We start from the raw sequence: 24888 nt of genomic DNA, 5'->3' as shown, positions 1-24888 counted from the left end.
GCTGGTCGGCGCTGTGCTGCTGGGCCTCTGGCAGCTGGCATGCATTGCCTGGCAAGTACCAGTCTACCTGGTGCCATCACCCGCCGACATCGGCCGCACGCTGATCAGCGACGGGCCCATGCTGCTCGGTGCGCTGTGGATGACCCTGAAGATCACCTTCCTCTCGTTCGCCCTCGCAGTGGTCATCGGTACCCTGGCCGCATTCGTGTTCGTACAGAGCCGGCTGGTGGAAGCCAGCCTGTTCCCCTACGCGATATTGCTGCAGGTGACGCCGGTGGTGGCGATTGCACCGCTGATCATCATCTGGTGCAGCGACACCACCCTGGCGCTGGTGATCTGCGCCACTCTGGTGGCGGTATTTCCGATCATCGCCAACACTGTGCTGGGCCTGCGCAGCGTCAACCCGGGGCTGCTCAACCTGTTCCGCCTCAATCGCGCCAGCCGCTGGCAGGTGCTGTTGCGCCTGCGTATTCCCAGTGCCTTGCCGTGCTTCTTCGCCGGCCTGCGCATTGCCAGTGGCCTGGCATTGATCGGCGCGGTGGTGGCCGAATTCGTGGCCGGCACCGGGGGCACCGGCGCCGGGCTGGCGTACCAGATCCTGCAAGCGGGCTTTCAGCTCAATATTCCGCGGCTGTTCGCCGCCCTGGTGCTGATCGCCCTGACCGGCGTCGCATTGTTCAGCCTGATGGCCTTGCTGGCACGTTTGAGCCTGCGCCACTGGCACGAAAGTGAACTGGGTTAAGCCCTTGGAGCCCCTCATGAACCCTACCGACAGCTGGCTGATCCGCAACGCCAGCGCCATCCTCACCGGCCTGCCCGGCGCAGCCGCCCGCCACGCCGGGCCGGACATCCGTATCAGCCAAGGGCGCATCGCTGCCCTCGGCGCTTTGCAACCGCTGGCCGCAGAGCAGGTGCTCGACGCCACCGACTGCGTGGTTTACCCAGGTTGGGTGAATACCCATCATCATCTGTTCCAGTCACTTCTCAAAGGGATCCCGGCTGGCATCGATCACAGCCTGGGGGCGTGGTTGGCCGCGGTGCCCTATCGCTACCGCGGCCTGTTCGATGAGCACAGCTTCCGCCTGGCCGCGCGTATCGGCCTGGTCGAGCTTGCCCGCTCCGGCTGCAGCACGGTCGCTGATCATCATTACCTGTACCTGCCAGGCATGGCCTTTGATAGCGCGCAGATTCTGTTCGAGGAGGCAGAGCGACTAGGCCTGCGTTTCGTGCTGTGCCGAGGCGGCGCAACCCAGGTGCGCCAGGCCGAAGGCGCCGCCAGTGCCGGCCCGGAAACCCTCGAACAGTACCTTGATGACGTCGGGCGGCTGGTGCGCACCTACCACGACCCTGCCCCCGACGCCTGGCGCCGGGTGGTGATGGCGCCCACCAGCCCGCCTTACTCGATGCCGCCAGAGCACCTGCGCGAAACCGCCCGCGCTGCACGCCAGCTGGGCATCCGCCTGCACAGCCACCTGAGCGAAACGGTGGAGTACCAGAACGAGGTGCAGCGCCGCTACAACCTGTCTCCGGTGGCGTTCTGCGCAGAGCACGAGTGGCTCGGCGCTGACGTGTGGTTCGCCCATCTGGTCAAGCTCAGCCGCGAGGAAATCCGCCTGCTGGGCGCCACCGGTACCGGCATTGCCCACTGCCCGCAAAGCAACGGGCGTTTGGGCAGCGGCATCGCCGATATCCTGGCGATGGAAGCGGCCGGCATGCCGATCTCGATCGGTGTCGACGGCGCAGCCTCCAACGAAGCCTGCGACATGATCAGCGAAACCCACGCCGCCTGGTTGATGCAACGGGCCAAGGCCGGTGAGCGGGCGTTGCCCGACTATGCAGGCGGCGAGCTGGAAGGCGGCGCCCATGCCGCCAGCGTGGAAGACGTGGTGCGTTGGGGCACCGCCGGTGGGGCTCAGGTGCTCGGGCTGAACGCCCTTGGCACGCTGCAGGTTGGCATGGCCGCGGACCTGGCCGTCTACCGCCTGGACCAGCCGCGGTACTTCGGCTTGCATGACCCGGGCATTGCGCCCGTGGTGGGGGGTGGTCGGCCGACCTTGCGGGCCTTGTTGGTAGGTGGGCGCCTGAGCGTGGACAACGACACGATCCCTGGCCTGGACCTCGCCGAACTCGGTAGCCAGGCCCGTGAGGCCGTGCTGCGCCTGCAGCGCGCTGCGGGGGTGCGCGCATGAGCTGGACCTCATTGCAAGTACGCGCCTTGCGCCTGGAAGCTGACGACGTGCTGGGTGTCGAGCTCGGCACGCCGGGCGGCGCACCGCTGCCGCTGAGCTGGGCCGCCGGCGCCCATGTCGACCTGCGCCTGGGCAACGGCATGGTCCGCCAGTATTCGGTGGTCAGCCTGCCCGAGGAGGGCCATCTGTACCTGGGTATCAAGCGTGAGCCTGCCTCACGCGGCGGTTCACAGTGGCTGCACGAGCACCTGCGCCTGGGTGCACGGATCGAGGTCGGCACCCCGCGCAACCAGTTTGCCCTGCAACCGGGGACAGGTTCAGTGGTATTGCTGGCGGCCGGCATCGGCATCACGCCTCTGCTACCGATGTACCGCCAATGCCTGGCCCAAGGGCGCGCGGCGCGCCTGCTGTATTTCACCCGTGATGCGCACCCGCTGCCGCTGGTCCAGCGCCAGGGCCTGCCCATCGAAGTATTCAGCGGCTTGCGCGCTGCGCAGATCAAGCAAGCCTTGAGCGAGCTGTTGCCCGTTTGGCAGCCCCACGCCAGCGTGTATTGCTGCGGGCCCGCAGGGTTCATGGACAGTGTGGAGCACGCCGCTCTCAACCAGGGCTGGCCAGCATCGGCCCTGTGCCGCGAGCACTTCAAGCCCGGCGAGCCCACAGCCGCAACCCATTCCAGCTGCACACTGGTGTTGCAGCGCAGCGGGCATGAGGTGCAGGTACAAACGGGCGAGAGCCTGTTGAAAGCCGCTGCGCGGGTCGGGGTGGACCTGCCCATCTCGTGCGGCATGGGCATTTGCGGCGCGTGCATGTGCCGGGTCATCGAGGGCACGCCAGAGCACCGTGACGAGTGCCTGACCGAAGCTCAACGCAGCAGCGGGGAATGGATCACGCCGTGTGTCTCAGGGGCGCGCTCTTCGCGCTTGGTGCTCGACGCCTGAACGAGGCACGCGCTAAGGGCGTCGAAGCACGCGCTGAATCGCTGAAACCACCTGCAGCGTAGCGTCTTCGATCGTCCCTTCATTGCGGCACATCAGCCAGCCGTTGTCTGCAACGGCTCGCTCGAAGGCCTGGGTACAGGCCACATGCTCTTCGAACCTGTGCATCACCGTGCTGCTCAACCCGCGCGTGCGTGCCGTCGCCCTCGCCCATGAAATAGCCGGGGCGGTGACCACCCCCACATGCAGGTCGGGTATGCGCACATCACAAGCGGTGTTCAGGCGCAGAATCCCAGGGAACGGGATCAGCCGGCGAAATGCAGCGTCCGAAGGGTACCAGCGGTCGATCAGGATGATGCTGTCCGGCGGCTGCCTGGCCAGCACGTGCCGGGATATCCACGCACGGCTCTGGGCAAAGCGCTCACAGATCGCCAGCTCAAGGTCCGGGCTGGGGTTTCTGACGAACTGGTTGACCAGTGCCATGGTTTCAGCCCTGTAGGGGTCGCTTTTTCGCTCGCAGATGCGGATGACTTTCAGCCCGTCAGCCCGCAGTGCCTGGGTGACGGACTCCAACAATGTAGTTTTGCCGGTGCCCTTGGGCCCGTCCATGGAGACGAACAGCGAACGGCTCATGAAGCGGCGCTTGCGGTGGGCATAGGGTGCAACGGCATCTTGATTCCTTGGCGAAGGCAGAGGTGAGCATTCTACAGCGTGGTGACGTCCCTGCATCGCTTGATGAAGCCGACTCCTGCACGCCACTGAAGGTTGCCTGAAGCCGGCTATGCTGGAAACAATTCGCAGGCAGGCGCCGGAGAGTGAAGCATGGGGATCAAGCGTTGGTCTGGGCGGGTGGCTTGGCTGATTCTGGGGTTGTACATGATCGTCTCTCCCCTCGTTAACGCCGACGGCGAGCAGCCCGCCACAGGTGTCGAGGGCGTCATTGCCGAGCCAGCCGCGCTCACGGTCATCAACCGCACGGTTTTCGTCTTTCGTTCTACCTTGCTGGGCGAAACGCCCAAGGCGCGCGCCCAGCGGGCAAAGAGCCTGATCGAAGAAACCCTGCAGGAAGACAACGACCTGCAAGTCAGGACCGACCCTATCCTGAACAGTTATCTGGTGTTGCTGGGGGGCCGTCGCGCCTTCATCGTTACACCGCTCGATGCCGCAGCCGACGCCATCACGCCAAACGAGGCTGCCGAACGTGCTGCCGAAAACCTGCGCCTGGTGGTCGAGGAAACCCGCCAGGCACGCAGCCTGAAGTTCCTGTTGACGGCGGTGGGCTACTCGGCGGCCGCCACCTTGGTGTTCGTCCTGCTGCTCAAGGCTGCAGGTTTGGGTCGCAGCAAGCTGCTGGGCCTGTTGCCCCGCCTGATGGGCAAACACTCCGAGCGCTTCAAGGTCGGGCACACGCCGCTGTTCGATCTGCAGAACCTCTACTACCTGATCGACCGCTCACTGTGGCTGTTGTACTGGTTGATCGTGCTGCTGCTCTGTTACCAGTGGCTGGGGTTCGTGCTGTCGCAGTTCCCCTACACCCGCTCCTGGGGCGAAAGCCTGAATATCCACTTGATGGAGCTGTTCAGGTACCTGGTCAGCGGCATTCTGCGTGCCATGCCGGGCCTTGCCGTGGCCATCTCGATCTTCTTCATCGCCCGTGGCATCAGCGCCTTTTCCAAACGTGTGCTGCGGCGCATGGCCCGCCCGGGCACATTGACCTGGCTCACCGCCGAAACCCTGCAACCCACCATGCGCCTGACCTCGCTGGCCATCTGGCTGTTCGCGCTGGTGATGGCTTACCCGTATCTGCCAGGTTCAGGCACCGATGCCTTCAAAGGGCTGTCGGTGTTGATCGGTTTGATGATTTCACTGGGGGCGACCAGCGTCATCGGCCAGGGCGCAGCCGGTTTGATCCTGACCTACACCCGTACCCTTCGGGCCGGCGAGTTCGTCCGGGTGGGCGAATACGAAGGCACAGTGACCGAAGTGGGGATGTTCACCACGACGATCAGAACCGGGCTCGGCGAAGTCCTGACGCTGCCCAACTCCATGATTACAGGGGCGGTGACCAAGAACTACTCGCGTATCGTGCAAGGGCAAGGCTATGTCGTGGACACGGTTGTGACCATCGGCTACGACACGCCTTGGCGACAGGTGGAGGCCATGTTGCTGGAAGCGGCACGGCGCACCGACGGCGTACTCCAGGACCCCAGACCACAGGTGTTCCAGACGGCTCTCTCGGATTTCTACCCCGAATACCGCCTGGTCGCGCAGGCCGTTCCCGCTGAGCCCAGGCCGCGCGCGCTGCTGCTGAGCCTGTTGCACGCCAACATTCAGGACGTGTTCAACGAATATGGGGTGCAGATCATGTCCCCGCACTACCTGGATGACCCCGAGCAGGCCAAATGGGTACCCAAAGAGCAGTGGCATACCGCCCCGGCCAGCCCCCACTCCCCTGAACAAGGCCCGGTCAGCTGAGCATCAGGGCAATGCTTACCGGCCCGCAGGCCGCCAGCGGTGCTATCGGGCAAAGTTAGCGATAGGGCCGACTGAATGCGCTGGCCCACGGGTTTACAGTTTGTTCGCACAACATTTGCCTAATACAGCAGCGCTTCTATATTCACAAAGGCCTGCCCTCAGTTGACCAGAGCGTCATGATGCCCCCGACAGAGCGATTGATCATCTGCGAGCACTGCGACTGCGTGTACGAGAAAGCACTGCTCGCCAAGCATCAGAAGACCTTGTGCGCCCGCTGTGGCGGTGTGCTGCAGCGGCACAATGGCCTGACGGTGGAGCAACGCCTGGCGCTCACGCTCACGGCCGCGGTGCTGTGGTTGTTCGCCAACTTCTATCCAGTGATGAGCATCAGCCTGAAGGGCCTGAAGAACAGCGCCACGTTGTGGGATTCGGTATTGGCACTGAGCCAGGGGCCGATCACGTTCATGGCCATGGTCGCGGCCATCTCGATCATCATCGCCCCGGCATTCCAACTGCTTCTGCTCATCTGGGTCCTGGGTTACGCCCTTGCCGCCCGCCGCTCACCGGCATTCAAGCTGTGCATGCGCTGGCTGGAGACACTGCGCCCTTGGAGCATGCTGGAAGTGTGCCTGCTCGGCGCGATGGTGGCGGTGTTCAAGCTCGCCGGGATGCTCGATGTGCTGCCGGGCATCGGCCTGCTCGCACTGGCCGCCCTGAGCCTGCTGATGATCCGCATTGCCGGCCGGGACATCCGCGACCTGTGGGATATGCCATGAACAGGCCGCCAACCGCCAGCGAACTCAACCTGTGCCTTTGCCACAGTTGTGGGCTCGCCTGCGACATGCGCGACGAACCGCATCGGTGCCCCCGTTGCGACGCCCCCTTGCATCGGCGCAAGACCAATTCCCTGGGCCGTACCTGGGCCTACCTTTTCGCGGCGCTTGCCTTCTACATACCGGCCAACGTGCTGCCGGTGATGAACACCACCATGCTCGGCAGCGGTGCCGACAGCACCATCATGAGCGGCGTGATCGAGTTCTGGGAGCACGGCGCCTGGGATATCGCGCTGATCATCTTCATTGCCAGCATCGCCGTGCCAGGCGTGAAGTTCATGGCATTGTCGATGTTGTTGATCACGGTCCAGCGTGGCAGCCATTGGGCGCAACAGCAGCGCTCCAAGCTCTACCGGTTCGTTGAACTGATCGGCTATTGGTCGATGCTCGATGTGCTGGTCGTTGCCCTGGTTGCGGCGCTGGTGAAGTTCCAGGCGCTGGGCGATATCGAGCCGCGCCCCGGCATTCTGTTCTTTGGCCTGGTGGTGGTGTTCACCATGCTTTCTGCGATGAGTTTCGACCCCCGTCTGATCTGGGACACGCCACCTGACAAGGAGCTCATGGATGAACCCATCCAGCAATGACAGCCCAGCCGTGCCGGGCAAGGCACAGGTCAAGACCCGTCGGTTCAGCTTTTCACTGGTGTGGATCGTGCCGATCGTGGCAGTGCTTGTGGGCCTCTCGCTGGTGGTGCACAACCTCATGCAGGAAGGCCCGACCATTACCCTCACCTTCAAGACCGGTGCCGGGCTTGCAGCCAACAAGACCGAAGTACGCTATCGCAACGTCGTGATCGGCCACGTGACCGAGGTCGCACTCAGCAACGACCAGAAGAACGTCAACGCCACCGTCAAGCTCGACAAGCAGGCAGAAGGCTTCACCCGTGAGGACTCGAAATTCTGGGTGGTCCGCCCACGGATCGGTGCCGGCGGCGTGTCGGGCATAGACACCCTGCTCTCGGGCGATTACATCGGCGCCGACATCGGCCAGTCAAACACCCGGGTCAAACATTTCACCGGCCTCGAAAACCCACCCGCCATCACCTACGGCGAGCCCGGCAAGCATTTCACCCTGCACACCCAGGACCTGGGCTCGCTGGACATCGGCTCCCCGGTGTATTTCCGCAAGATCCCGGTCGGCCAGGTGGTCGCCTACGCCCTGGACAAGGATGGCAGAGGGGTTGATGTAGAGATCTTCGTCCACGCGCCCAACGATGCCTTCGTGACCGCCAACACCCGCTTCTGGAACGCCAGTGGCATTGACATAGACGTCGGCGCCAATGGCTTCGCGCTAAAGACCGAATCGCTGTCTTCCATTCTGGTCGGGGGCATCGCCTTCCGTGCACCGGACTACAACCCCAATGACAGCGCCGCCAGTGAAGACCAGCGCTTCGAGCTGTTCGCCGACCAGGCCAGCGCGCTGGCACCGCCCGCCGGCAAGGCGCAGTACCTGGCACTGCGCTTCGACCAGGCGATGCGCGGCCTGAAGGTGGGGGCACCGGTAGAGTTTCTGGGCGTGGAGATTGGCCGCGTGGTCTCGGTGAACCTTGACTTCGATGAGAAACAGCGCAGCTTCCCGGTCAACGTCGGCATCGTGATCTACCCCCAGCGCTTGGGGCGCGCGCACGAGAAGATGCTCAAGGCCCTGCAGCACGATCCTAATGACGAAGCGTCCGCCGCCAAACTGATGGGGACGTTCATCGACAACGGCCTGCGAGCCCAGGCACGCAGTGGCAACCTGCTCACGGGCCAGCTGTACATTGCCCTGGATTTCTTCCCAAAAGCGCCGAAAGCGGCATTCGACCCTACTGCCCGACCGGTGATGATCCCGACCATTCCTGGCAGCCTGGAGCTGCTGCAAGAGCAGTTGCAGACCATGGTAGACAAGGTCAATCGGCTGCCGCTGGAACGTATTGCCAGCAACTTGGACGCCAACCTGGTCGAGCTGCGCAAGAGCCTGAAACAGTTCAACGCCAAGACCTTGCCGGGCGTACAAGGCACTTTGGCCGAAGTCAGCAGCACGCTGAAATCTGCCAACGCGACACTGGCAGACGATTCGCCCCAGCGGGAACAACTGACGCAGACCCTGGACGAGCTCAGCCGTATGTCGCGCTCGCTGCGCGAGCTCGCCGATTACCTGGGCCGCAACCCTGAGTCCCTGCTGCGTGGCCGCCCGGACAACGCCGCACCGATGGACCTGCAAGGGCCGCCACGCAATTGACCACAGGAGTGTTGAGCATGACCCCGTTGCCAAGGATTACCCTGCTGGTCGCGCTGATGGCATTGGGCGCCTGCCGCAGTGACCCTATCCAGTTCCATACCCTCACGCCGGCGATGCCTGCGCCGTCCTCCCACGCCGCCACGGACGAAATCCTGCTTGAAAGTGTCAGCGTGCCGCCCCAGGTCGACCGGCCCCAACTGGTGATCCGTCAAGGTAATAGCAGCCTGGCCATCCTCGAGACGCAGTGGTGGGGCGCCACCCTGGTGGATGAGCTGCGCAGCGCCTTGATCGACCAATTGAGCAACACCCGCCCTGCGCGCAAGCTGTCACTGCGGGTGGATGTGCAACGGTTCGATTCGGTGCCCGGGCAGTATGCCCTGCTGGACGCACGATGGCGCTTGCGAGCACGCGGCGCCGATGCCCAGCTGACTTGCCGCAGCACCTTGCAGACGGCGGCCGGCAATAGCATCGATGACGTTGTGATCGCCCAGCAAGCCAACGTCAAGCGCCTGGTGGCCCTGATCAGTCAAGCGGCTTCGTCGACGAACAGCACTTGCCCTGTCGAGCACTGATCACCGCCGTTGCAAAAGTGCTGCACGCGCTGAACCGTGAGGCGCAACAGCAGCGTCCAGCCGTTATCGGCTTGAATGTCCAAGCAGCGTATTGACGTTCAGCGACAGCGCTTCGAGTGCAAACGGCTTTGTCAGCACTGCCGTGTGCGCTTCCATCGGGGCCTGGTCCAGTACATGCGGCTGCGCATACCCGGTCATGAACAGCACCGGCAACCCAGGCCTGCAAAGGCGGCCCGTCTGCGCCATCTGCCGGCCGTCGATGCCACCAGGCAGGCCTATGTCCGTCACCAACAGGTCGATACGCGTATCCGAGCGCAGCAGTTGCAAGCCCGCCAGGCTGTCAGCCGCTTCAATCACGACATAGCCACAGCTGCCCAGGGCTTCGCTGACGAACATCCGCACCGAGGGCTCATCGTCGACCACCAGGACCGTGGCACCGGATAGCACCGGCGGCGCCTTCACTGGCGCTCGTACAGACGCATCCTGGCCTGCACGGGCGGCTTGGCTGGGTAACTGCAGGTAGACGCGGGTGCCTGCGCCCTCCTGCGATTCGATCTTCACCTGCCCCCCTGACTGTTTGGCGAACCCATAGATCATCGACAAGCCCAGCCCGGTGCCCGCACCGACCGGCTTTGTCGTGAAAAAGGGCTCGAATGCGCGGCTGAGTGTTTCGGCATTCATACCGATGCCATTGTCAGCCACGCAAACTGTCAGATACGTTCCGGGGGACAGCTCTGGATCGAGGTCCAGGCCTGGCTGCAGCACTTGGTCGAATGTACTGATGGCTATCTCACCGCCGCCGGCGTCACGGCTATTGATACAGAGATTGAGCAACGCATTTTCGACTTGCGCCGGGTCGACCAGGCACGTGCTGGCCTGCGCATTGAGCAGCACCCGCAGGTTGATCGAGGGGCCGACCGTTCGACGAATCAGCTCTTCCATATCGCTGATCAAGGTATTGACGTCGGTATGCTCAGGCAGCAACGTCTGGCGGCGCGAGAATGCCAGCAGGCGGTGTGTCAGTGAGGCAGCACGCTGGGCAGCCCCTTGCGCTACCGACAAGTAACGCTCCACGTCCGCGACCCGCCCCTGGTTCAAACGCAGCTTGATCAGGTCCAGGCTGCCAGTGATGCCTGCCAACAGGTTGTTGAAGTCGTGGGCAATCCCCCCGGTCAGTTGGCCGACCGCTTCCATCTTCTGCGACTGACGCAGCGCCGCCTGGGCCGCTTCGCGCTCGGCCACGGCTTCCTCGATGCGTGCTTCCAGCGTACGGTTGAGCTCACGCAACTTGGATTCAGCATTTTTGCGGGCGGTTACATCGATGGAGGACCCGATCAGGCCCATGACTTCGCCGGTGTCGCTCAGCAGCGGGGCCTTGATGGACAGCCAGTAGGTCGCCGAGCCATCGGGCATGTCGACCCGTTCCTCGATCTGCTCGGCCACACCGCCGTGCATGATGCGCTGATCTGTCTCCATCACCTGGCGAGCCTGGGCTTTGTCCTCCAGGAACTCGACATCGGTCTTGCCCAGGTAGAACTCCGGCGGCTTGCCGATCAGTTGCGTGGCCCCATGGTTGGCCACCAGCATGCGCCCCGCCAGGTCCTTGGCATAGACAACCCCGGGCACCGCTGCCGTGAATGTTCGCAAAAGGGCCGACATCCTGTCGCGCTCAGCCTCTGCCGAACGCCGCGACTCGATATCCATGAGTATGCCAGGGAAGCGCACAGCCACACCTTGCAGGTCGTGCTGTGCGCGGCCATTGGCCTCGACCCATCTGTAGCCGCCATCGTCGTGACGCACCCGGTACTCGCACCTGAATGCCCCACCACGGTCCATCGCTTGCTGGATGTCTGCCCAGACTCGCTCACGGTCGTGCGGGTGAATGGAGGCGAACGCTTCTTCGATCGGTATGCCCGCCATGCACCTGTCTGCCGACAGCCCGAAGGATCGGGAGAAGCGCTCATCGGCTGTGACCTGGTTGTTGGGGATATCCCATAACCAGGTGCCGATGATGGCACCTGCATCGAGCGCCAGCTGCAATCGCTCTGCAGTATTGGTTGGAAACGCATGTTCCTGGTTCTGCGCTGCAGACGCGCCAGTAGGGCTGTAAATGCCAGGACTTTCGCGATCCATAACCTGTCTCTCAGTGACAACCGTCGGCCATGGTCGCACACCTGCGCCAAGCGCCGGAAGGCTCCACCATGCTCAAGCTCAAGATTAAGCTGCGATTAAGTCTGGCACCTTAACCTGTCCCCAGCAAAGGCGCTTTCGCCCGTCTTCAAAGGGCTTACAAGGAGTTGTGCCATGACCCACGCACTGGATATGAAATGGAAATGCCTGGCCAGGACGGTCACATACGTCGGGTGGTCGCTGCTGTGGCTACTGCTGTGGGACGTGGCCGTTACCCTCGATGCCATGCTGGTCACAGGCTACGGGTTCGAGCTTCCGCTGATGCCCCTGACGCTGTTGTGCTCCGCGCTGGTGGTGCTCATCAGCTTTCGCAACTCCAGTGCGTACAATCGCTGGTGGGAGGCCAGGACGCTGTGGGGGTCGATGGTCAACAGCTCGCGCAGCCTGGGCCGGCAGGTGCTTACCCTCATCGAAGACAGCCAGGGCCTGAACCCGGTCAAAGCCCAGCTCATGCGCCGGCACGTGGCTTATCTGCATGCCCTGCGCATGCACCTGGGTGGCGACAGAAACCCCGAAGCGCTGGGCGCTTTGCTCACTGAAAGTGAACGGGCCCGCCTGGCCGGGTCCAGCAACGTGCCCAACGACATTCTCAGCGGTTCGGCAGAATTGATCACGCACGAGTTCAACGAAGGTCGCCTGGACAGCATCAGGCTGGCGCGCATCGAGTCGACCCTGGTAGACCTGTCGAACTGGCAAGGCGGCATGGAGCGTATCGCCAATACACCGCTGCCCTACCCTTATGTGTATTTCCCCAGGCTGTTTGGCACGCTGTTCTGCATCATCATGCCGCTGAGCCTGGTTCCAACCTTAGGCTGGTTCACGCCGGTCGTATCGACGGTCGTGGGCTGCATGCTGCTGGCCATGGAACGGATCGGCACGGACCTTCAGGCGCCGTTCGGCAACAGCCAGCACCGCATCCGTACCGAAGACTTTTGCCGCAATATCGAAAGCAATCTCAAGTCGATGTTCAACTCGCCGGAACGCGGGGTGCTGTCGCTGTGTAACGAGCCAACCCCGGCGCTGCAGAGGCTTTGAGCCGCGCCGACCGAAACAGGCGCGGCGCGGCTGATTTTCACCGTAAAAGTGAAAGTCTTATCCGATTGCCCCTGTTTTTGACTCAACACAATGCAGGTAGCCTCAGCAGCACTCCTTCCCCTAACGAGGTCATGGCAATGAAGGCCATTGTTTTCACCCAACCCGGTTTGCCGATTCAGGACCCGCAGTCGCTGTACGAGGCCGATCTGCCCAAGCCCACCCCAGGTGCCCGCGATCTGCTGGTCGAAGTCAAGGCCATTGCGGTCAACCCGGTGGACACCAAGGTAAGGGCCTCGCGCAGCGCCGACCAGCCGCAGGTGCTGGGCTGGGATGCGGTCGGTATCGTGCGCGAGGTCGGCAACGCGGTGACACTGTTCCAGCCCGGTGACGAGGTGTTCTATGCCGGTGCCATCGACCGCCCTGGCAGCTACAGCGAGTACCACCTGGTGGATGAGCGCATCGTCGGGCGTAAACCCCGCAGCCTGGACGATGCCAGTGCCGCAGCCTTGCCGCTGACGTCCATCACCGCCTGGGAACTGCTGTTCGACCGCCTGGGCGTTGAGCAGCACGGTGGCAAGGGGCAACGCCTGCTGATCATTGGCGCCGGTGGCGGCGTTGGGTCGATCCTGGTGCAGCTGGCCAGGCAGCTGACGCAACTGACCGTGATCGGCACGGCATCGCGCCCACAAACCCAGCAATGGGTCAGCGAACTGGGTGCCCACCATGTGATCGATCACACCGTTTCGATTCCCCAGCAACTGGCAGAGCACGCCCTGGAGCCAGTGGATTATGTGATCAGCCTGACGCACACCGACGCTTACCTGGCGCAACTGGTGGAAGTGCTTCGGCCGCAAGGCAAGCTTGCGCTGATCGATGACCCCGCCCAACTGGACGTCGTGCCGCTCAAACGCAAGTCATTGTCGCTGCACTGGGAGCTGATGTTCACCCGTTCGCTGTACACGACCGAAGACATGATCAAACAGCATCAGTTGCTCGAGCGCGTGTCGGCCCTGGTCGACGAGGGTGTGCTCAAGACCACCGTGGGCGAGCACTACGGCGCCATCAGCGCTGACAACCTGCGGCGCGCCCATGCCCTGCTCGAAAGCGGCAAAGCCCGCGGCAAGATCGTGCTGGAAGGCTTTTGAAGCAGAGGTTCATGGCAACAGTGCAGTACCCCAGGGGGATTAGGTAAACCGACCACTGCCCGCTGCTGGCCTATCCTGTGCTCAGGGGCCAGTGGCAGGTCGCGCCACGCCGTCGAACATGGTCACGGTACTGCAATGTCCGATCAACACTCACCTTGGCACGGCCTGGCGAAATTCTGCCAAGGCATACGTTCGGAGTTCGTCACCCCACAGCGGCTGCCCCAGCGCCTGGTCGACGAGGCGGAAACCCTGCTTTCAGTGCTGCTGGCCATAGCCATGGCGCACTACCTGGGCGTTGCCAATGTCGGCTGGGCCGCGTTCAGTGGGTACATGGTCATGCGCTCCAGCCTGCACGACACTGTCTATCGGGGCGGGCTGAGAATCATCGGCACCGCGGCCGGCGCCATGGCCGCTGCCGTACTCGCGACGCGCACGGGGCTGCCCGGGCACTGGCTTGGCCTGGTCATCGGCCTGGTCGGTGCTGCCACGTTGCTGTGTGCCATCCGCTATGCCCATGGTTATGCGTGGTTGTTCACCGGGCTTACCTTCGCCATGGTGTCTATCGCGAGCCTGCAGGCCGACGACCCCGATGCCGTGCTGTACTTCGCCAGAACCCGGATCGAAGAAGTGGCCTGCGGTACCCTGGCCTGCTGGTTCGTGGCGATGCTCTCTGGCCACACAGTGAGGCGCGCGTTGCCTGTCGTCACAGCGCACGCCCCGCTTGCCAAGGCGGCCCTGCCCGCCAAGGTTACCCGCAGCATGCGGGTGCACGCCCTGCAGGCCGGCGTTGCGCTGGCACTGATTCCACTGCTGGGCCAGTGGCTCGCCGTCGAGGGGCTAAGCCAGGCAGCCATTACCATCATGGCGGTGATGATGGTGCCGCCAGCCGCGCTGGTGCCTGGCAGCAAGGCAGTGACCCTGCGCAATATCCATCGCCTGATCGGCTGTGCTGCCGGCGCCGCGTGCGCTTGGCTGGCACTGGGGTTGATGGGTTCGAACTGGCTGGCCATGACCTTGGTGATGTGCATCGGGGTGCTGTTGGGCCGGCATATCGAGAACAGCAACCGCTCCTTCGCCTATGCCGGCACTCAGTTCGCGCTGGTGTACCTGGTGGTGATGGTGCCGGACGCCTATGCCGATGCCAGCCCTGAACCTGGGCTGATACGCCTGGAAGGTATCGTTGCCGGCTTCATCCTGATCGGTGCAGTGCAACTGGCGAACCTGTTAGTCCACCTACGCGCGCAGGGCAAAACGGACACCAGATCAGGCAGGTGAACCACCGTTCGCGCCCCGAAGGCGCTCGTTCTGCCAAAGCGGGCGCCAGGATTGCCACAACCAGCAGGCAAGGCTGCATCCCTGGGCCTCAGGCGATAGGGTACGGGGCATCGCGCATCCCAATTGCCAAGGAGGTGGCCATGGCGCTGTTCTGTAGGCTAAGTTTGTTGATCCTGCTCGCCGGCATGCTGCTGGGCGACATCGTGATCGCCTCGGTAGGCCTGCTCGGCGTATGCGGAGCGGCCGTATATCTCGACATCCGCCAGGATGCACTCAATGATGCGCCCAACCCATCGGACTTCCAGGCGTAGGTCAACCCGCCCCGGCGCCCTTGGCCCAAGCCTGCACACCCAAGCCATCGCGCCGGCACCCGCTGATGGCAATTTGGGCGATAGCCGCCGAAACCTCTGCGACGCCAAGGTGACTAAGCCATAGGCGCAGGCTAGACTCGCCAGTTAATGCAACTGTGAACACTGCGTTTGCTTGAACATGCTCGGCGGTCACACAGGCAGCCGGTCTTAGCACTGCCGGCGGAAAACCATGACCTTGCAACCTCACGTCAACTTGACCAATTGCGATCGCGAGCCGATCCAGATACCGGGCAGCATCCAGCCACACGGCTGCCTGCTCGCCTGCGACGCCTCAGCCAGCCTGGTCCTGCGCCACTCGGCAAATACCGCGTCCATGCTCGGCGTGGCAGGCGGCGTCAATGGTCAACGGCTGGAGGCAATCATCGGCGTCGAGGCAGCCCACACGGTGCGCAACTCACTGGCGCGTGTGAGGGAAGCTTCCCGACCAGCGCTGTCGTTTGGCGTGGTGCTGGCCTCAGGCAAAGCATTCGACGTGTCTGCCCACCTGTTCAAGGGCACTGTCATCCTTGAGTTCGAGCCTGCCAGCCAAAGCATCGCCGAACCAATCGAACTGGTGCGCACGGTCATCGCCCAATTGCGCGAGATCGACCGCTCCGACAGGCTCGTGGCCGATACCGCCAAGCGGGTTCGCGCACTGCTCGGTTACGACCGCGTGATGATCTACCAGCTGGGCGCCGACGGCGCTGGCAAGGTCGTGGCCGAAGCCAGGCGTAGCGGGCTTGAGAGCTTCCTGGGGCAATACTTCCCAGGCTCGGACATTCCGCAGCAGGCCCGGGCACTGTACCTGCGTAACCCGGTGAGGGTCATTTCCGACGCCAACTTCAAGACCGTGCCGCTCGAGCCGGTACTGGACTTGTCTGGCGAGCCCCTCGACCTCTCCTATGCCCACCTGCGCAGCGTTTCGCCGATTCACTGCGAATACCTGAACAACATGGGCGTGGGCGCATCCATGTCGATTTCAGTGATCGTCGACGGTGCCCTTTGGGGGCTGATCGCCTGCCACCATTACGCACCACGCACGCTGAGCATGGGGCAGCGGGTCGCGGCTGAGATGTTCGGCGAGTTCTTTTCCCTGCACATCCAGACCCTCAACGCCCGCCAAACGCTGGAGGCCGCCGCCCACGCCCGGCAGGTGCTCGACAACCTGCTGCACGATGCGCACCGCACAACGGACATCGACGAACTGCTGCGCGCGCGCTTGCCCGACTTTCAGGGCCTGATCCCCTGCGACGGTATTGGCATGGCGCTGCAAGGCCAATGGACCGTGGCCGGGCTGACGCCGCCAAGGCAGGCGGTACCCGGTTTGCTCAGCTTTGCCGAAGGCGTCGCCGAAGGCCGCACCTGGGCGTCGAACTGCCTGTCGCTGGCGCACCCTGCAGCCAAGGACTATGCCTTGGATGTCGCGGGGGTGCTGATCATCCCGATGTCGCAGCACCCACGTGACTACCTCATGCTGTTTCGCAAGGAGGTGGTCGAAACCCTGAACTGGGCGGGCGACCCCAACAAGACGTACGAAAGCGGCCCTCTGGGCGACCGCCTCACCCCCCGCAAGAGCTTCGCCGTGTGGAAAGAGACAGTCCACCACCACTGCTTGCCCTGGTCCGAGCAGGACCGCCAGTTTGGCGAAGCCATCCGTGCGGCGGTGGTCGAGGTGGCGCTGCATAACAGCGAACTGCTGGCCGATGAGCGTTCCAGGGCGGCTGTTCGCCAGCGGATGCTCAACGAGGAACTGAACCACCGGGTGAAGAACATTCTTGCGCTCATCGGTACGCTGGTGGCCCACCCCACCTCGGAAAACCAGACGCTCAGTGGCTATGTGGCGACGCTCAAAGGGCGGATCCAGGCATTGTCCCTGGCACATGATCAGGTGGTACGCGGTGACGGTGGCGGCCGTTTTGGCAACTTGCTGGAGGCCGAACTGTCGCCTTACCGCACCAGCGCCGATGCACTGGCGCTCAACGGCCCCGCGCTGCTGCTCGATGCCCGCGCCTATTCGGTGATGGCCCTGGTGCTTCACGAACTGGCGACCAATGCGGCCAAGTACGGGGCCTTGTCCAGGGCGGGCGGCAAGCTGGCCGTCAGCTGGGTGGTCGACTCGGGTGGGGCCTGTGACATCACTTGGCGCGAGAGCGGCGGGCCAATCGTACGGGCACCGACCCGCAGCGGCTTCGGCTCTGTTCTGATCGAGCGAAGCATCCCGTTCGACCTGGGTGGCAGCAGCACTCTCGAATACAGGCCAGAGGGCCTGCAGGGCTTCTTCCGGATTCCGGCGAAGCACCTGACGCTGGTCGAAGAGCTCGCCAGCGAGACCCCGGCCGTTACCCACCAGCAGCCACAGGTAGACTGCAGCAGCCTGGCCAAGGCGCGCGTGCTGATACTCGAAGACCAGCTGGTGATCGCGGTTGGCCTTGAGCAGATCCTGGCCGATGCGCAGGTGCAGGAAGTGCTCACCGCCAGCTCTGAAGCCGAAGCCCTGAAGTTGCTTGCCAGCCACACCCCGGATGTCGCCGTGCTGGACATCAACCTGGGCACCGGCACCTCCATTGCCGTGGCCGAAGCGCTGACCAACCTGAATATCCCCTTCCTGTTCGCCACCGGCTACGGCGACAGCATGAACATCCCCGAGCATTTGAAACATGTGCCGGTGGTGCGCAAGCCCTACGACGCAGCCTCGATCCTGCACAACCTGGAAAACCTGCTGGCCTAGCGCGCCACCTGCGTGCAGGAGCCATGGCGCGGCTCCTGTACAGGCTCCCCCCAAAGGGTGATTTCGGGTGCGCCGCGAGTGTGGGAGCATTCCCTCGTCCCACCTCAAGCTCTGCCCCTGATCCAACGCCATCAACAGTATCGAGCCTGCTCGCATATTGCGGCGTCCTGCATCCAGAACCAGGAGTCAGCAATGCATACAACAACAAATACAGCCCACCCGCCCCGCTCTGCGTCGCACCCCACCGCTTCAGGCCGCTTCAGAAAATCCATGGGCATGACCGCACTGGTGCTGTTCGGCCTCGCCTACATGGTGCCCCTGGCCGTGTTCACCACCTACGGGCTGGTCACCCAGATGACCAAAGGGCATCTGCCCACCGCCTACCTGCTGACCCTCGCCGCCATGTTGCTCACCGCCTACAGCTACGGCCGCATGGTCCAGGCCCACCCGTACTCCGGCTCGGTCTACACCTACACCCGCAAGGCCTTCGGCAGCCACTTCGGTTTCATCGCCGGCTGGACCCTGCTGCTCGACTACATCTTCCTGCCCTTACTCAGCTACCTTTTGATCGGCATCTACATGTCCGAGTACTTCCCGGCGGTGCCCGCCTGGGTGTGGGTGCTGGGCTCGATCACCCTGGTCACCTTCCTCAACCTGATCGGCATCGAGTCGATCACCCGGGTCAACTGGATACTGGTGGTGGCGCAACTGGTGTTCATCATCGTTTTCGTCGCGCTGTCGGTGCGCAACCTCAGCGAGCAGAGCGCACCGGTGTCATTGCTGGCACCGTTCCACCACGAGGGCTTCAGTGTTCCGCTGATCATGACCGGCGCTGCGGTGCTGTGCCTGTCGTTTCTGGGCTTCGACGCGGTGTCGACCATGGCCGAGGAAACCAGCGACCCGACCCGGCGTATCCCGCAGGCGATCCTGGCCGTGTCGGTGATCGGTGGCCTGCTGTTTTTGCTGGTGTCGTACTGCGCCCAGATGGTCTTCCCCGACTGGGCCTCGTTCGCTGACCCGGACTCCGCCTCGGTGGATGTGATGCGCCATGTCGGTGGCGAACTGCTGGTGACCGGCTTTACCGCCACCTACGTGGCCGGCTGCTTCGCCTCGGCCATGGTGTCCCAGGCCAGCGTGTCCCGCGTGCTGTTCGCCATGGGCCGCGACGGCGCATTGCCGCGGGCGTTTGGCCGCCTGGTGACGCGAAAGCGCGTGCCGGCCACGGCGATCATGCTGGTCAGCACCCTGTCGCTGGTCGCCCTGTTCATCACCTTGGACACCGTCGCCAACATGATCAGCTTCGGCGCACTGTTTGCTTTTTCGGCCGTCAACCTAGCGGTGGTCAAGCATTACCTCGTCGACCAAAAGCTGCGTGGCACACGCAACTGCCTGCTGTATGGCGCCCTGCCGGCGCTGGGTTTCTTGAGCACACTGTGGCTGTGGAGCAGCCTGTCGAGCATGTCGTTCACCATCGGCCTGTGCTGGATGGCGGCAGGTTTCGTCTGCTTGCTCGGGCTGACCCGCGCCTTTCGGGTGAAGCTGCCCGAGCTGCAGATGATGGACTGAACCACTGCCCGTCGTCCTCGACGCTCAGTGGACGAATTGACTATGATCCCGCCTTGAACGTTTCAGCATGTTTCAATAGGGATCCTAATGTCAGTTCATGAAGTACCGCCAGTCGCCCTTTCCAAAGGCGAAATCGGCAAGATGGAAGCCGCCATGGCCTTGGGCAGTTTTGCCATTGGCACCGGCGAATTCGCGATCATGGGGCTGATGCCGGACATCGCCGCCAACCTGCACCTGAGCGAGCCCCAGGTAGGCCATGCGATCAGCGCCTACGCGCTGGGTGTGGTGGTGGGTGCGCCGGCACTGGCCATTCTCGGTGCCAAGCTGCTGCGCAAGCACATGCTGCTTTTGTTGATGGCGCTGTATGCCATCGGCAACCTGGCCACCGCCTTCGCCCCGTCGTTCGCAGGGTTGGTGGCCTTCCGCTTCATCAGCGGCCTGCCCCATGGTGCGTACTTCGGCATCGCTGCGGTGGTTGCCTCGAGCATGGTACCGAGCAACCAGCGCGCCGGCGCCGTAGCCCGGGTAATGATGGGCCTCACACTGGCCATGTTGCTGGGTAACCCCGTGGCGACATTCCTGGGGCAGTACTTTGGCTGGCGCTCGGCGTTTTTGCTGGTGGGCCTGATCGCCCTGTGCACCATCGCCCTGGTCTGGCACTACGTGCCGCAACGCAGCGATGAAGTACGCAGCGACCCACGCAAGGAACTGAAAGCCTTCACCCTGCCGCAGGTGTGGATGGCGCTGGGCATCGCCTCGATCGGTTTTGCCGGCATGTTCTGTGTGTTCAGCTATCTGGCGCCGACCATGCTGGAAGTGACTCGAGTAGCGCCCCAGTGGATTCCCTTTGGCCTGGCCGCCTTCGGTCTTGGCGGCATCATCGGCAACATTGCCGGCGGCAAGCTGTTCGACCGGCTGCAGTTCCGCGCCGTGGGCATCGTCCTGGTGTGGTCGACCGCCGTGCTGGTGTTCTTCACCTTCGCTGCCCATTCGCTGTGGACACTGTTGTTGGGCATCGGCCTGGTCGGCACCATGATCGCACTGGCCGCGCCCTTGCAGATCCGCCTGATGGACATTGCCCACGAAGCGCCGAGCCTGGCAGCGGCTTCCAACCATGCGGCCTTCAACCTGGCCAATGCCTTGGGGCCGTGGTTTGGCGGCATGGCCATCAGTGCCGGGCTGGGCTGGACCAGCACCGGCTATATCGGCGCCGCTGCGGCGCTGGTGGGCTTGGGGATATACGCGGTGGCGCGGCGCATGAAGGGTGGCCATTAGCAGGCTGCCTTCCAGTGAGCGCCGCACGTGCGGCGCTCGCGTTCAGACCTCATTCACCAGATTCGCCGGCCTGTGCCCCGCCAACGCGCTCAACAGGTTCTCTACCGCACAGCGCGCCATGGCCTCGCGGGTTTCATGGGTTGCCGAGCCGATATGCGGGGTTGCCACCACATTGTCAAGGTGCAACAGGGGCGAATGTGCCGGCAACGGCTCCTGCACGAACACATCCAGCCCGGCGCCGCGTATGCGCTTGGCCTGCAACGCCGCAAGCAGTGCCTGCTCATCCACCACACGTCCGCGGGCAATGTTCACCAGGATGGCCTCGGGCTTCATCAGCGAGAGCTCCCGTGCACCGATCAAGCCTTCGGTGCTGGCGCTCAAAGGCACCGTCAAACAGACAAAGTCCGCCTCGCTCAGCAGCGCGTCCAGGGTGCGATAGCGGGCACCATAGCGGGCCTCCACCTCTGGTTTGGCCCGCGAACTGTGGTACAGCACGCGCATGCCGAACCCGGCGGCGCCACGCCTTGCCAAGGCCTCGCCAATGCGCCCCATGCCAACGATGCCCAAGGTCTTGCCATGCACGTCACTGCCAAAGTGCGCCGGCCCAATGTTGGCCTGCCAGTGGCCGTCACGTACCCAGCCGGCCAGCTCCACGACCCGACGGGCAGTGGCCAGGATCAGGGCAAAGCCGGTGTCGGCGGTGGTTTCGGTCAAGACATCAGGGGTATTGGTCAGCATCACGCCACGGCGGGTGAGTTCGGCAATGTCGTAGTTGTCGACGCCGACCGACACACTGGCCACCACTTCAAGCTGGGGCGCCAGGTCCAGCAGGCTGCTGTCCAGCCGCACACTGGCGCCCAGCAGGCCGTGGGCGCCGGGCAAGGCATCGCGCAGCCGGGCCAGGCCGTCACTGCCGGTGGTATCCACCCAGGTCACCTCGACCTGCTGTTGCAGGCGCGCCAGCAAGGCCTCGGGCAGGCGCTTGTAAAGGACGATTCGCTTTTTCATGGCTGTTTCCTATTGGCTCATGGCCAGGCGCTGGCCGCGGGGCTTGGCCTGGCCGGAGGTTTGCGGAGTTTTCAGTGCAGCCGTGAGCGCCACTGCTGTCAGCAGCGCACCGCACATGAACAGGTAAGAAGCGCCAGGGCCACCGGTGGCGCCGTTGAGGTAGCCCACCAGCCACGAGCCGCCGAACGAGCCCAGCGCGCCCATGCTGTTGATCAGGGCCATGGCCCCACCGGCCACATTGCTGGGCAGGATCTCCGGCACGATGGCGAAGAACGGGCCGTAGGGGGCGTACATGCAAGCCCCGGCAATCACCAGCAATGCATAGGACGCCCAGAAATGCTCGGTGCCCAACGCGTAGGAGCCATAGAACGCCAGCGCGGCGATCAGCAAGGGCGGCCAGACGAAGCGCTTGCGCTTTTGCAGTTTGTCAGAGGCCCACGACACCCCGACCATGGCCAGCACCGCTGCCAGGTAGGGCACCGAGGCCAGCCAGCCGGCCTCGACGATGTCGACGTTCGCCGCTTGCTTGAGGATCGAAGGCAGCCACAGCACGAAGCCGTACACCCCGATGCTCCAGCAGAAGTACTGCAGTGACAGCACGATGACCTGCGCCGAGCGAAACGCTTCGCGGTAGTTCTTCACCGGCTTGATGCCTTGCTGCTCAGCGGCCAGGGCCTGTTCGAGCGAGGCTTTTTCCGCCTCGTTCAACCAGCCCACCTGGGCTGGCCGGTCGTCCACCAGGCGCCACCAGATGAACGCCCAGAGCACCGCCGGCAGGCCCTCGATGATGAACATCCAGCGCCAGTCGAAATGCTTGATCAGGTACCCCGAGACCACCGACATCCACAGGATGGTCACCGGGTTGCCCAGCATCAGGAAGGTATTGGCGCGCGAGCGTTCGGCGCGGGTGAACCAATGGCACAGGTACACCAGCATCGCCGGCATCACCGCGGCCTCGACCACCCCGAGCAGGAAGCGGATGCCAATCAGCAGGTAGACGTTGCTGACCATGCCGGTCAGGGTCGCCAGGCTGCCCCAGAGGATCAGGCTGACGAAAATCAGCTTTTTGACGCTGCGTTTTTGCGCGTAGATGGCGCCAGGCACCTGGAAGAAGAAGTAGCCGAGGAAAAACAGCGCCCCCAGCAGGGACGACAGCGCCGGGGTGATGTTCAGGTCATCGGCCATGCCTGAGGCGGCGGCGAAGCCGTAGTTGGCGCGGTCGAGGTAGGCCAGGCTGTAAGTGACGAAGACGATCGGGATGATGTACCACCAACGGCGTGGGGCGAGGCTTGTCGATTGCATGATGCGGCTCCTGAGCTTGTTGTTTTTGTAGCAACCGGCCGGCGTACCGGCGATCAAAGTTTCAGGCACTCTTGAGTAACGCGTACGCTTCCAGCTCCCGGCGCAGGGGCAGTCCTTCCATGTCGCCGCGCGATTGCACGGCGCGGCTGCCGCACCAGTTGCCGCGAGCGACCGCCTCGGCCAGCGGGCGGCCTTCGAGCAGGCCACTGACCACGCCAGCGGCAAAGGCGTCGCCGGCGCCGACAGTGTCCACCACCCTGGCCACGGGTACAGGGGCGACCTGCCCTTGGCCTTGAGCATTGCGGTAGTAGGCACCCTCGCCGCCCAGCTTGATCACCACATGCTCGACACCACGGTCCAGGTAGAACGCAGCGATGTCTGCCGGGGTTTGCAAACCGGTCAACAGGCGCCCTTCCTCCAGCCCTGGCAGCAGCCAATGCGCCTTCACCGCCAGCGCGTTGACCTCACGGACCATGCTCGCACTGTCGGGCCACAGCGACGGGCGCAGGTTGGGGTCGAAGGAGATGCTGCGCCCTTCGCTGCGCATGCGTTCGACCAGCTCATGGGCCAGCGCCCTGCAGCCGGCCGACAGCGCCAGTGGAATACCGGTAGCGTGAAGGTGGCGGGCCTGCAGCAACGCCGGGCTGAGCTGCGCCAGCGACAGGTGGCTGGCCGCGGAGTTGCGGCGAAAATACTCCACCACCGGGTCGCTGCCGTCGTCGCAACGGCCCTTGAGCTGAAAGCCGGTCGGGTGCTGGTCATCGACCTCCACTTGGCTGCAGTCCAGCCCTTCCTGCTGCAGGGTGTCGAGCACGAAGCGCCCGAGCGAGTCGTTGCCCACCCGGCTCAGCCAACGCACCCGAAAACCCAGGCGGGCAAGGCCGATGGCCACATTGCTGTCGGCGCCGGCAATGCGCTTGGTAAATGCCCCTACAGCCGCCAGGTCACCGACCTGCTCGGCAACGAACATGGCCATGGTTTCGCCAAAACACAGAACGTCATGCGTAGGCATGGCTCACCTCCTCGCTCATGGCGATGCGGGCCAGGTTATTGACCTGGGCGCGGGTCAACGCCAGCAAATCAGCGCCGGCCAGCGGGTACTCCACGGCGCGCATCAGCCCAGGGGTGAACTCGGCGAACATCGCCTCCCAAGCCATCAGGTCGCGTGCCTGGGGCACAACAGCTACCAGGCGCCCGCTGGCTTCGCGCTGCACCGCCTTGCAATGCACATAGCGCACCCAGCGGCCAAGCGACTGGGCTGCCTGCGCGGCGGATTCACCCTGCCATTGCCAGTTGCCGATATCGAAGGTCATGCCCAGCGCCAGCCCCTGCTCCTCGCAGCGCTGGAAAAACTGCAGCAGCGGGGCGATGCGCCCGCCCTGCACGGTCTGGTCGTTCTCCACCAGCAACAGCGGGTCACCCGGGCGCAGGTGCGCTTGCAAGCCTGCCAGGTCGCCTGCGCCAGGGTAATGCCCCAACGACACCTTCAGCGCCACAGCGCCGAGTGCGCGGGCCAGCGCCAGCTTGGCGGGCAAGCGCGCGTCCAGCTGCCCTTCAGGCGTCCACAGCTCCAGTGGCGTGGAATACAGGCACTGCAACTGCAGCGCGGTGATTGCCGCCGACAGCGCGGTGGCATCCGGCGCCTCGTCGAACAGCTCTTCGCGCAGTTCGACACAGCTCACGCCGGCAGCGGCCAGCATTTCAAGGAAGCTCTCCTGGCCACGCTCCCGGACCAGGCTGGCACCGTAGCTGGAAAGGCTGATGGAAACGGGGTTCGCGTGCATTGT

At 63.9% G+C, this 24888-nt stretch carries 21 protein-coding genes; 15 read left to right on the top strand and 6 right to left on the bottom strand.

Translation table 11 applies throughout. The annotated features are described in order from the left end of the window. The first annotated feature begins 13 nt into the window (after positions 1–13). From OSW16_RS12875 to OSW16_RS12865, 3 genes are read left to right on the top strand one after another with little or no spacing between them, the layout of a single operon-like run. A complete protein-coding gene (locus tag OSW16_RS12875) occupies positions 14–742 on the top strand; it encodes an ABC transporter permease (protein ID WP_172655317.1) in 729 nt (242 codons plus the stop codon). A 16-nt stretch (positions 743–758) separates the two neighbouring features. Then, positions 759–2189, top strand: a complete 1431-nt coding sequence (locus OSW16_RS12870) for an amidohydrolase family protein (protein ID WP_267823658.1) — start codon at positions 759–761, stop codon at positions 2187–2189. Then, positions 2186–3130, top strand: coding sequence for a PDR/VanB family oxidoreductase (locus OSW16_RS12865; protein ID WP_267823656.1), 945 nt, complete (start codon positions 2186–2188; stop codon positions 3128–3130). The genes OSW16_RS12870 and OSW16_RS12865 overlap by 4 nt, the downstream gene beginning before the upstream one ends. Before the next feature lie 12 nt (positions 3131–3142). Here the strand turns inward: OSW16_RS12865 and OSW16_RS12860 are convergent, their stop codons facing one another. Next, positions 3143–3760, bottom strand: a complete 618-nt coding sequence (locus OSW16_RS12860) for a dTMP kinase (RefSeq protein WP_267823653.1) — start codon at positions 3758–3760, stop codon at positions 3143–3145. A 189-nt stretch (positions 3761–3949) separates the two neighbouring features. On the opposite strand from OSW16_RS12860, the gene OSW16_RS12855 reads away from it, so the two are divergent. The 5 genes from OSW16_RS12855 (at position 3950) to OSW16_RS12835 (ending at position 9227) form a co-directional block, all read left to right on the top strand. Next, the gene (locus OSW16_RS12855) at positions 3950–5602 is read left to right on the top strand and encodes a mechanosensitive ion channel family protein (RefSeq protein ID WP_267823651.1); all 1653 of its coding nucleotides are present in this window, start codon (positions 3950–3952) and stop codon (positions 5600–5602) included. A 179-nt stretch (positions 5603–5781) separates the two neighbouring features. Continuing rightward, positions 5782–6378 carry a paraquat-inducible protein A gene (locus OSW16_RS12850; RefSeq protein ID WP_241806977.1) on the top strand — a complete coding sequence of 199 codons (597 nt, stop codon included), beginning with the start codon at positions 5782–5784 and terminating at the stop codon, positions 6376–6378. Continuing rightward, complete coding sequence (locus OSW16_RS12845) at positions 6375–7019, top strand: paraquat-inducible protein A (RefSeq protein WP_267823649.1); 645 nt, start codon at positions 6375–6377, stop codon at positions 7017–7019. Before OSW16_RS12850 ends, OSW16_RS12845 begins: the two co-directional genes overlap by 4 nt. After that, a complete protein-coding gene (locus OSW16_RS12840; RefSeq protein ID WP_267823647.1) occupies positions 7000–8655 on the top strand; it encodes an intermembrane transport protein PqiB in 1656 nt (551 codons plus the stop codon). The genes OSW16_RS12845 and OSW16_RS12840 overlap by 20 nt, the downstream gene beginning before the upstream one ends. A 17-nt stretch (positions 8656–8672) precedes the next feature. Further along, entirely contained in the window at positions 8673–9227 is a 555-nt protein-coding gene (locus tag OSW16_RS12835; protein ID WP_267823645.1) for a PqiC family protein, read from the top strand. A gap of 63 nt (positions 9228–9290) precedes the next feature. On the opposite strand, the gene OSW16_RS12830 is transcribed toward OSW16_RS12835, so the two are convergent. Then, positions 9291–11360, bottom strand: coding sequence for a hybrid sensor histidine kinase/response regulator (locus OSW16_RS12830; protein ID WP_267823643.1), 2070 nt, complete (start codon positions 11358–11360; stop codon positions 9291–9293). 171 nt (positions 11361–11531) lie between these two features. Here OSW16_RS12830 and OSW16_RS12825 point away from each other — a divergent pair, with 171 nt between their 5' ends. From OSW16_RS12825 to OSW16_RS12795, 7 genes are all read left to right on the top strand, one after another. Beyond that, positions 11532–12452, top strand: a complete 921-nt coding sequence (locus tag OSW16_RS12825; RefSeq protein WP_267823642.1) for a bestrophin family protein — start codon at positions 11532–11534, stop codon at positions 12450–12452. Between the two features lie 137 nt (positions 12453–12589). Next, positions 12590–13597 (top strand): zinc-binding alcohol dehydrogenase family protein, encoded by a 1008-nt coding sequence (locus tag OSW16_RS12820; protein ID WP_267823640.1) that lies wholly within the window; start codon positions 12590–12592, stop codon positions 13595–13597. Between the two features lie 135 nt (positions 13598–13732). Then, on the top strand, positions 13733–14872 hold the full coding sequence (locus OSW16_RS12815) for an FUSC family protein (RefSeq protein WP_267823638.1): 1140 nt from the start codon (positions 13733–13735) through the stop codon (positions 14870–14872). 140 nt (positions 14873–15012) lie between these two features. Continuing rightward, complete coding sequence (locus OSW16_RS12810; protein ID WP_267823636.1) at positions 15013–15183, top strand: hypothetical protein; 171 nt, start codon at positions 15013–15015, stop codon at positions 15181–15183. A 229-nt stretch (positions 15184–15412) separates the two neighbouring features. Next, the gene (locus tag OSW16_RS12805) at positions 15413–17950 is read left to right on the top strand and encodes an HWE histidine kinase domain-containing protein (RefSeq protein ID WP_267823633.1); all 2538 of its coding nucleotides are present in this window, start codon (positions 15413–15415) and stop codon (positions 17948–17950) included. Between the two features lie 192 nt (positions 17951–18142). Next, positions 18143–19516, top strand: coding sequence for an APC family permease (locus tag OSW16_RS12800; protein ID WP_267823630.1), 1374 nt, complete (start codon positions 18143–18145; stop codon positions 19514–19516). An 87-nt stretch (positions 19517–19603) separates the two neighbouring features. Next, positions 19604–20791: an MFS transporter gene (locus tag OSW16_RS12795; protein ID WP_267823628.1), complete on the top strand. Its 1188-nt coding sequence runs from the start codon at positions 19604–19606 to the stop codon at positions 20789–20791. Between the two features lie 42 nt (positions 20792–20833). On the opposite strand, the gene OSW16_RS12790 is transcribed toward OSW16_RS12795, so the two are convergent. The 4 genes from OSW16_RS12790 to OSW16_RS12775 all read right to left on the bottom strand — a co-directional run bounded on the left by OSW16_RS12790 (position 20834) and on the right by OSW16_RS12775 (position 24885). Then, on the bottom strand, positions 20834–21799 hold the full coding sequence (locus tag OSW16_RS12790) for a 2-hydroxyacid dehydrogenase (protein WP_267823626.1): 966 nt from the start codon (positions 21797–21799) through the stop codon (positions 20834–20836). Between the two features lie 9 nt (positions 21800–21808). Then, positions 21809–23101, bottom strand: a complete 1293-nt coding sequence (locus OSW16_RS12785) for an MFS transporter (RefSeq protein WP_267823623.1) — start codon at positions 23099–23101, stop codon at positions 21809–21811. A gap of 61 nt (positions 23102–23162) precedes the next feature. Continuing rightward, positions 23163–24113, bottom strand: coding sequence for a sugar kinase (locus tag OSW16_RS12780; protein WP_267823621.1), 951 nt, complete (start codon positions 24111–24113; stop codon positions 23163–23165). Then, positions 24100–24885, bottom strand: a complete 786-nt coding sequence (locus OSW16_RS12775; RefSeq protein WP_267823619.1) for a sugar phosphate isomerase/epimerase family protein — start codon at positions 24883–24885, stop codon at positions 24100–24102. Before OSW16_RS12775 ends, OSW16_RS12780 begins: the two co-directional genes overlap by 14 nt. Between the last annotated feature and the right edge of the window lie 3 nt (positions 24886–24888).

Origin of the sequence: Pseudomonas putida (genome assembly GCF_026625125.1) — a bacterium.
Classification (GTDB): domain Bacteria; phylum Pseudomonadota; class Gammaproteobacteria; order Pseudomonadales; family Pseudomonadaceae; genus Aquipseudomonas; species Aquipseudomonas putida_X.
The sequence above is the reverse complement of the archived record's forward strand: the minus strand, read 5'-3'. Positions and strand labels throughout refer to the sequence as shown.